The 8,000-nt window shown below is 74.0% G+C and carries 5 protein-coding genes; 2 read left to right on the plus strand and 3 right to left on the minus strand.

What is annotated here, in order from left to right:
* Positions 1 to 118 precede the first annotated feature (118 nt).
* A complete protein-coding gene (locus tag EII42_RS11695) occupies positions 119 to 2,869 on the plus strand; it encodes a hypothetical protein (protein ID WP_125172322.1) in 2,751 nt (916 codons plus the stop codon).
* Here EII42_RS11695 and EII42_RS11700 read toward each other — a convergent pair.
* Positions 2,859 to 4,409, minus strand: coding sequence for a hypothetical protein (locus EII42_RS11700; protein WP_125172323.1), 1,551 nt, complete (start codon positions 4,407 to 4,409; stop codon positions 2,859 to 2,861). The two genes, EII42_RS11695 and EII42_RS11700, sit on opposite strands and share 11 nt — an antisense overlap.
* A 37-nt stretch (positions 4,410 to 4,446) precedes the next feature.
* On the opposite strand from EII42_RS11700, the gene EII42_RS11705 reads away from it, so the two are divergent.
* On the plus strand, positions 4,447 to 5,676 hold the full coding sequence (locus EII42_RS11705) for a CHAT domain-containing protein (RefSeq protein WP_158676499.1): 1,230 nt from the start codon (positions 4,447 to 4,449) through the stop codon (positions 5,674 to 5,676).
* Here the strand turns inward: EII42_RS11705 and EII42_RS11710 are convergent.
* Entirely contained in the window at positions 5,619 to 7,178 is a 1,560-nt protein-coding gene (locus EII42_RS11710; RefSeq protein WP_125172325.1) for a hypothetical protein, read from the minus strand. The genes EII42_RS11705 and EII42_RS11710 overlap by 58 nt on opposite strands.
* Positions 7,179 to 7,434: 256 nt before the next feature.
* On the minus strand, positions 7,435 to 8,000 hold a 566-nt coding region (locus EII42_RS13020; RefSeq protein ID WP_199729880.1), incomplete at its 5' end, for a C40 family peptidase.

Here is an 8,000-nt window from a genome sequence, read left to right on the forward strand (position 1 = left end):
GGCTATCGCCCGCGGCCCGGGGGGGATTGTTGGCGGGCTGGCACCGCCGTCGGAGGGTGGTGTGCAGGTGAAGTGCCCGGGTGTTTCGTCGTGGGGCGTAGGGCTGGGAGGATGAGACGTGGCAACTCGTCAAGGTGGGAGCAAGGACGGCGGCGCGCGCAAGGCTGGGCGCCCTAGGTGGTTCTCGGGCGCGGAGCTGCGGCGGCTGTGGGGCATCCTGCGCGGTCGGGACGCTGGCGTCGACGGGCAGCCGCAGTCGCGACGGGAGCGGTGGGGGCGCGTCGGGGTGCGGGTGCGGCATCTTCGTCAGCTGCCGCGGGCGGCCCGGGGAAGGTCGGCCCGCACTCGGCGGTGGCCGGGCGTGTCGGCCAGCCTGCTGCTGTTCTTCGGCCTGACGGTGGGGCTCTGCTTCGCGGACCACCTGGGCCGCTGGTGGCAGGCGGGCATCATCGTCGCGCTGCTCGCCAGCGGGGCGTTGGCGACCGTGCTCGTGTTCCGCGCCATCCCGCGTGACAACCGCTACCGCAACTTCTACGTCCTCGGCGGGCTCGCCGCCTATGTGGTGGCGTTGGCGAGCTGCGCGATGTGGGTGTGGGACTGCCTTCCCGGCCGGGTGCCGGTGTTCTCGCAGGTTTACCACAGCTTGCTGCTGCTCGCGGGCGAGTCGGCACCCGAGTCCTGCACCATCGTTCCGCTCGCCCTCCAGGCGGCGGAGCTGGGCGGGGTGGTGGTGCTGTTCGGCGCTGTTTACGTGGTCGTTGACGAGATCACCTCCGACCCCATCGCCCGCTGGCGGGCGCGTCAGGCGCCCCGGGTGATCCTGATCACCGGTCTCAGCGAGGAGACCCTGCCCGTGATCCGCTCGCTGGCGGAGGACCCCGACGGTTCGCGCGTCGTCGTCGCGGAAGCCAACCCGGACCATCCCCTCATCCACCAGGTGCGCCGCTACGGGGTGCAGGTGATCCGCGGTGAACTCTCCGCCCGAGCCAAGGAGCTGCGGTGGTTGGAGAGGCTGTGCAAGGCGCGCGGCAAGCACGTGGCGCTGCGCCGGGCCTACCTGCTCTCCGCCGACGAGCAGGCCAACCTGGAAGCCGCCGAGGTGATCCGCCGCACCCTGACCAAACTCGGCCGCGCCTACCGCGACGAGCAGCGCGCCCCCACCCGGATCATCGTGCGCATCGACCGCTACCTGCCGGCGCGCCACTACGCGGCCCAGCAGGCGGCTTCGTGGCGGGTCGCGGCACCCAGCCATGCCGGAAACGACGATCCCGGGCAGGCGACGGAACCCGGGCAGTCCTCGGCTCAGGAAAGCGCCGACCCGCAGCGTGCCGACCTGCTCTCCGGGCCGCGGGTGTTCATCTCGACGATCGGCACCGCCCAGGTGAGCGTGCACGCCCTCGCCGAGCACATCGCCGACCTCGACGACGGTGGGCGCGTGCTCATCGTCGGCAAATCCGACCTCTCCGCCGCCTTCCGCGACGAGTGGCGCTTCCAGCGTCAGACGGGAAAGCTGCTGCTGGAGAAGCTGGAGGAAGCGGAGAAGCGAGAACAGCCCGCGAAACCGGCGGACGCAGATCCCAGCGGCGGGAAAGCCGAAACGGAGAAGCTGGGGGTCAGGCCGTGGCGCAAGGTGGTGGAGCGCAAGGCCCGCCTCAGCGAGCCGGAGGAGCGCGACACCATCCTCGACGACACCGAGCTGGAGCGGCTGGGCGCGGCCGGCGCGGCCGTGAGTATCGTGCTGGCCACGCAGCCCACCGAGGCGGAACGCGCCCGGCTGGAGGCGTTCGCGCTCAGGCTCCAGGACCGCCCCGGCCAGCCCGCGCCCACCGTCGGGCCGGAAGCCGGAAACCCGCCCGGGCCCGCTGTGCGGATCTTCATCCCCACCGACGGGGTGCGCGGCCTGGCCCGCCACCCCATGCTGGGCTGCCTCCACCCGTTCGGCCCCAGCCTGGGCGGCGCCGCCGTCACGCCCGACGACGGTGCCCCGCAGCCCCCGAACCCGCTGCAGGGCGTGCCGCAGGACTCGTGGTTCAGGGCCGCGAAACTAGTGGCCGACTCCTACACCATCGGCAGCGCGCTCAGCACCTGGGGCGACATGCCCGCCACCGAGCGGGACAGCAACTTCCGCGCCACCTGGAGCCTCCTCACGTGGCTATCGCAGCTCGGCTACACCTGGCAGCCCCGAAAACCGGAAGGGTACCGCCCGCCCAGCGACGAACTGCTGCGGCTCCTCGTGCCGCTGGAGCATCGCGCCTGGATGACGTTCAAGCACGACACGGGCTGGTGCGGCGCCCCGGAGCGTGACGACACGCTCCTCCTGAACGACCTGCTCCACCCCCTCAGCGACCTCGACGACACCAACCGGGCGCAGGCCATCGAACGAACCGCCCAAACCCTGCGGGGCCTGCTGCGCGTCCTCGAAGTGCTCGGCTTCTACCCCGTCGCGCCCAGCCGGAGACACGACGGCTGGTGGGTGCTGCAGCGGCTCGGGCAGGTGCGGGTGGTGCGCGTCGTGGAGGAAACCGAGCAGTGGCGCGATGACAGCGGCAACCTGCTCCGCGCGGAGACCGGCGACTACATGATCGTCGACCATCCCTCCGGGTGCAGCCAACGCACCGTCAAGCCCGACCGCTTCCGCGCCACCCACCGGAAGCGGGCGGGCGCCGACGCCATCTACGACCGCATCGGGCGGGTGCGGGCGCGGGTCGCGGCGGTGGGGGAGCGCGTCGACTCCCGGGAAGGCCCCCAAACGGCTGGCCCGGGGCAGTGGGTGCTGCGCGACGACTCCGGTGCCGAGTGGATCGTCGCCGCCGACAGGCTGGTCAACCACTACCGGATGGTGGGGCCCGCCGCCGACGTCAGCCAGTAGCGTCCAGCGGGTACAGCTCCAGGCCCGCGTCGGCCAGGATCGCCGGGATCGCGGCCATGATCCTCTCGTCGTAGCTGCGCAAATCCTCACTCAGCTGCGCCCACGGCTTGGCCCACTCGTGGTCCGCCCGCCCGTGTCGGCGCTCGTTGATCGCCCAGCGACGGTGCTCCAGCTCCGCCAGCAACCCTAGCTGGTCGGCGATGTCGACGCCGCCCGCAGCGGAGCGCGGACGCCACCCCAGCCCCGCGGCCGCATGCGCCACCGCGCACCCGACGACGACCGCCCGGTTGCTCGCCCGCTCGAACTCCGTCAACCCGTCCCACAGCTCCGCCGCCAGCGGGGAGCCCGTGGCGTTGCCCGTCGCCGCATCGGCCGACTGGTAGGCCAGGTGCACCTGCGGGGCCAGCAGCTCCACCAGCTCCGCGCTCAACAGCTGCCCACCGCCCGCGCGCCTAAGCCGCCAGCCCGCGCGCGCCGCGAGGACCGGCAGCCGCGCCGCCACCTCCAGCGCGCTCAGCAACGTGCCCGGCGTGCGCGCCACACCCAGCAGTCCGAGCAGCCCGTCGGCGACGGCCGCCAGCTCCTGCGGGCTCCACACCACCGGCTCCGACCAGCCCACACCCAGGCGCGCCGCCACCCCGCCGGCGGCGAGCAGCTCCCCGCACGCCTCCGCGACGATGGTGAAAGCCGAGCGGACCCGCTCGTCCTGCCGCTCCCAGTCCGCCCCACCGGCGGGATCGTGGCTGATCGGCGGGAACAGGGGCTCGGCGGGCGCGGTGGCCTGCGCGTCCGGTGCGCTGAGCCAGGCCGCGTCGTCGAACAGCAGCCGCGCCAGCCGCTGGTCTGGCTCCTCCCCGCCCGCCAGGGCGCGTGCGCGGGCCTGAGCGCCCGTGAAGACCGTCACCGAGTCGGGGGTGGGCCAGGCGATGTCGCCGGAGAGGAGCGCCACCACCCGCGCTCCGGGCACCTCGTCGGCCACGGCGCGCGCCACCGCCAGCGCCCGGCCCTCCGGGCTGGCCGCGACGTACACCGTCGGGCCCGTCAGGGTGCCGCGCTTCGGCTTCGGCGGCTGCCACCGGGCCATCAGTTCGGTGACCGCCTCGACGACGGGCCGCGGCTCCAGCGGCACCTGCACCCACGTCGCGGCCACCTGCTTGACGGCCGACGCTTCGCGCGCCCACTCGTCGCAGCCGCCCAGGCAGTGCACGGTGAGCGTCCCGCCGGCCTCGGCCCAGCCGAACGCCATCTCCTGCACCAGCCGGCGCGCGATCGGCAGGTCGCCCAGCACGATCGGCGGCGGGGCGAGCCGCTCCACCGGCTCCGGCGGGAAGGCGGCCAGCACGTCGCGCACCAGCGTCGGCTCCCACACGAGCGCGCGCACCCCCGGCTGCCCCGCCCACAGCGCGGCCACCTCCTCGTCGCTGAACAGCGCGGTCACCGGGGCGCCGGGCTGGGCCGCGAGTCGCCGGGCCAGCAGCTGGGCGGTGTGGTCGTCGTCGAGACCGAACAGGGCACCATTGTCGGTGGCATTGTTTGTCATGCACCCAGTGTGTCAAAGCGGGAAGGGGTTCACGCGGATGTGGAGCAGACTTCGCCGCCCGACGGTGCAGATCGTCGGCGACGGCCTCGACGGCCAGTGGCTCAGCTGGCGGTGGGCGGGCACCGACCGGCCGGTTGGGGTGCACCGCTGCGTCGGCCTCGACGCCGCCCTGGCGGCCCTCGACGCGGCCCTGCCCGGCGGCGACCCCACCAGCCTCGACGACCAGCGTCTCACCGGGCCGCTCGCCGACGCGACCGCCGAGCGGGAGCTGATGCGGCTGCTGGCCGGGGCGCTGCTGCCGGAAAGGCTGGTGGCGGAACTGCTGGCGCAGCGGGAGCGGGTGGAGGTGCGGGTGCTGCCGAGCCCCAGGCTGGCCCGGGTGCCGTGGGGGCTGCTGCCCGTCGCGGGCGACCGGCGGCTGATCGAGCTGGCCGACGTGTCATGGATTGGTCCGCTGCTGCCGCGCGACGTCGCCGAGGGGCCGGCCGTCGGCCCCGACGACGCGGCGCCCCCGACCGAGCGGCGGGATCGGCCGCCGGAGGACGACGCCGACCTCGACGACGCGGCGCCCCCGCTCTACGTCCTCGACCCGCTCACCCGCCACGGCGCAGTGCTGCCCGCCGGGTATGTGCCGTGCGCGCCCGGTGGGGCGGATGTGGAGGCGGTGATCCTGACCGGATGCGCCGACGAGCGGCCGGTGCTCGACTGGCTGCGCGACGGCGTGTCGCGGCTGTTCCTGCTCGGCCATGCCGTGCACGCGGCCGGCCGCCCGGGGGAGGTGGAGTTCCTCTTCGCGCGCGGTCGGCTGAACGCCGCGGACCTGATCTTCGCCGACTGGCGGGCACCCGCGAGGGCGGCCATCGTCGCCTGCGCCTCCGGCACCGACCTGGCCGACGTGGAGCCGCTCGGGCTCGCGACGGCGCTGCTGCTGCGCGGCGCCGAACTCGTGCAGGGCACCCTGTGGCCGCTGCCCACCGACGCGGCCCTCGCCCGCGAGGACGAGGAGGCTCACGGGGTGTTCGCCGAGCTCGTGGCGGCCTTCGACCGGGCGCAGGGGGCGGCCGACCCCGTCGCGGAGCTGTGCGGGTTCCAGCGACGGCGGCTCGCGGACTGGCGGGCGCGGCCCACGCTCGGCAACTCGCCCATCCTGTGGGGCTCGGCCACGACGATCACCGCGCCGCGGCGGCGCAGCCTGGCGGGCGCCTCACATCACAGGAACCGGCAGGCGCCGGGCCCGCCGAGGGCCGAGCGGGTGTCGTCGACGTAGTGCAGCTGCGGCACGTGCTTGAGGGGTACCTCGTCCACCCGTTCCCGCCGGGGCGGGCGGGGGCCGTCGGCGGCGGGCGAGACCACCCCGGTGAGGCGGGAGTGGATGATCAGGTCGGCGGCCAGGGCATCCCGGCCGAGGCGGTGTGCCAGCTCGATCGCGGCCCCGAAGGGCGGGCGTTCGGCCCGCTCGCGCCACGTCGAGCGGTGGGAGCGGTTGGGCATCTGGTGGCGCTGGTCGTTCAGGGTGCGGATGGCCGCCAGCAGCAGGTCGAGGGCCTGTTCCGGGGCGCGCTCGGCCAGCAGCAGCCCCAGGGCGTGCTGGCAGCGGGCCCGCCAGAGGTCGGTGCCCTCCAGGTAGTCGAGACGGGCCAGCGCGCGCCGGAGGAGCCGCTGCGCCGTCGGGTGGTGTTCCGACTCGGAGTGGGCGAGGAGGGAGCCGGCCTCTACCAGGGCGAGCGCCTCGGCGCGCTCCTCCCCGGGGATGCCGTGCAGCCGCGCGACGGCCTGCTCCAGCTCTCGGATGTGCTGCTTTTCCAGTTTCCTCAGGCGGCCGAACTCTTGGACGATCTCGATCACCGGCCGCTGGCCGGGGGCGTCGGGTGTGAGGGGGACGGGCGCGGGCCGGGCTGGCGTCGCCGTGAGTGGCGCTACCGGGCCGACGGGCGGCGCGGGCGTGCCCCACGTGGTGAGCTGTCGGGCCAGGCGACGCTCGGCGCGGGCTTCCTCGTCGAGGCACCAGTCGTCGAGGCAGGCCGCGCGCAGCCGGTGCAGCCGGGCGCGCAGCCGGTCGAGGCTGGAACCGGCGCGCAGCAGCACCTCGGTACGGCCGAGGTCGTCGAGCGCCTCCGCGATACGGCCGTAGCGGTGCAGATGCTCGGCGTGGGTGAGCAGGAAGGCCGCCTGTGGATGCGGGGGCAGCTCGCCCAGGTTGGTCTGCCGGGCCACCTGGTCCGCGTCGAGCACGTGGCCGGCCCGGCTGAAGGCGGAAAGCAGCAGCACCCGGGTGGTGCGGGTGCCGGGCGCGGGGCCCAGCTGCTCCTCGGCACGGGCGTTCAGGAGGGCGGCGACGGCCTCGAACACATCCGACCGGGTTAGCGCGGCCTGGCCCAGCAGCCGCCAGGCCCAGGCGGCCACGTCGGGGGCGGGCCGCTCGCCGGGCCGCACGTGGGCCTCGGCGATCCGACGACACTGGGCCTCGTCGCCGAGGGCCAGGAGGGTGCCGGCGAGTGACAGCCGGGTGTGGGGAAGCAGCCGGCTGGGGCTCGTCGGCAGCGACGCGAGCCGCTGCGCCTGCTGCGCGGCGTCTTTCGCGCGCCGCAGGTCGTCGCCCAGCCCGCGGTGGCGCAGCACGCGGGCCAGCAGGAGGTGGTTGGCCACGCGCTGCTCGACGGTGGTGTCCGCCGCGCGCAGGACCTGCCCGGAGGCCAGCGCCACCGCCCGGTCGAGATCGCCCCAGTGGTCGGCCTCGACGGCGGTCAGGTGTTGGGCGTCGCCACTCACGTAAGGCCTCCTTCGTCGCTGATTCAGCATCTTAGGCCGTGTCGCTCAAGCGTCGCCGCGCACCGGATCGGGCGAAAAAAGCCCCCACCATCTTGATCTGCACGCCCGGTGCAGGAGACAGACGGTGGGGGCTCTTCTCTGCCCCGGGGCGTTCCCGTCCCGGCAGCGCTTCCGCAGCGCGGCTCAGGCGCTGGCACCCGAAGCGGTGCACGCTGGGGACGGTGGGGAGGAGCGGTGCGCGCCTCCCCACCGAGGGTCAGTCGCTGATGTTGTTGTAGCGGTAGGCGGCATGCAGGTAGAAGCGCGAACCCCAGGTGAGGACACGCGACTGGGCGTAGTCCGGGGTCTGCTCCAGGGTGCGGAACTTGGTGCGGGACCCGTCCACCCAGCCCGCGAAGATCACGACGTGGCCGTTGGCTCCGCCGGTGCCGGGGCCGAGGTTGCCGACGATGTCGCCGGGACGCAGCTCGTCCTTGGAGATCTGGTGCACCCTACCGGGCAGAGTGACGGTGCTCAGGCTCTGGTCGAGATGGAGAGCCATCGAGACGAAGCCGGAACAGTCGGAGCGATACGCCTTCCCCTGCGGGTCGCTGGCCGTCGAGTACATCGAGTACGGCACCCGACGATCCACCCAGGTCTGTGCCCTGGCCAGCACCTCGGCGCGGGAGATCGGCCCGTTGATGCGCGAGTTGCCGCCGCCGCCAGGGTTGTGACACTCGGGCACGTTGGGCTGGCCGGTGGGGATCCTGAGGTAGGCGCGGGACACGTAGCCCTCGCGGCCGTTGTAGGTGACCTTGGCCCACCAGTTTGAGGTGTAGGTGC

This window comes from Tessaracoccus sp. OH4464_COT-324 (assembly GCF_003932855.1).
In the GTDB taxonomy this organism is placed as follows: domain Bacteria; phylum Actinomycetota; class Actinomycetes; order Propionibacteriales; family Propionibacteriaceae; genus Arachnia.

What these genes read in the sequence shown, in the direction of transcription:
- EII42_RS11700 (WP_125172323.1), bottom strand. Translation starts at nt 4,409, where the DNA reads ATGACAAACAATGCCACCGACAATGGTGCCCTGTTCGGTCTCGACGAC.
- EII42_RS11705 (WP_158676499.1), top strand. Translation starts at nt 4,447, where the DNA reads ATGTGGAGCAGACTTCGCCGCCCGACGGTGCAGATCGTCGGCGACGGC.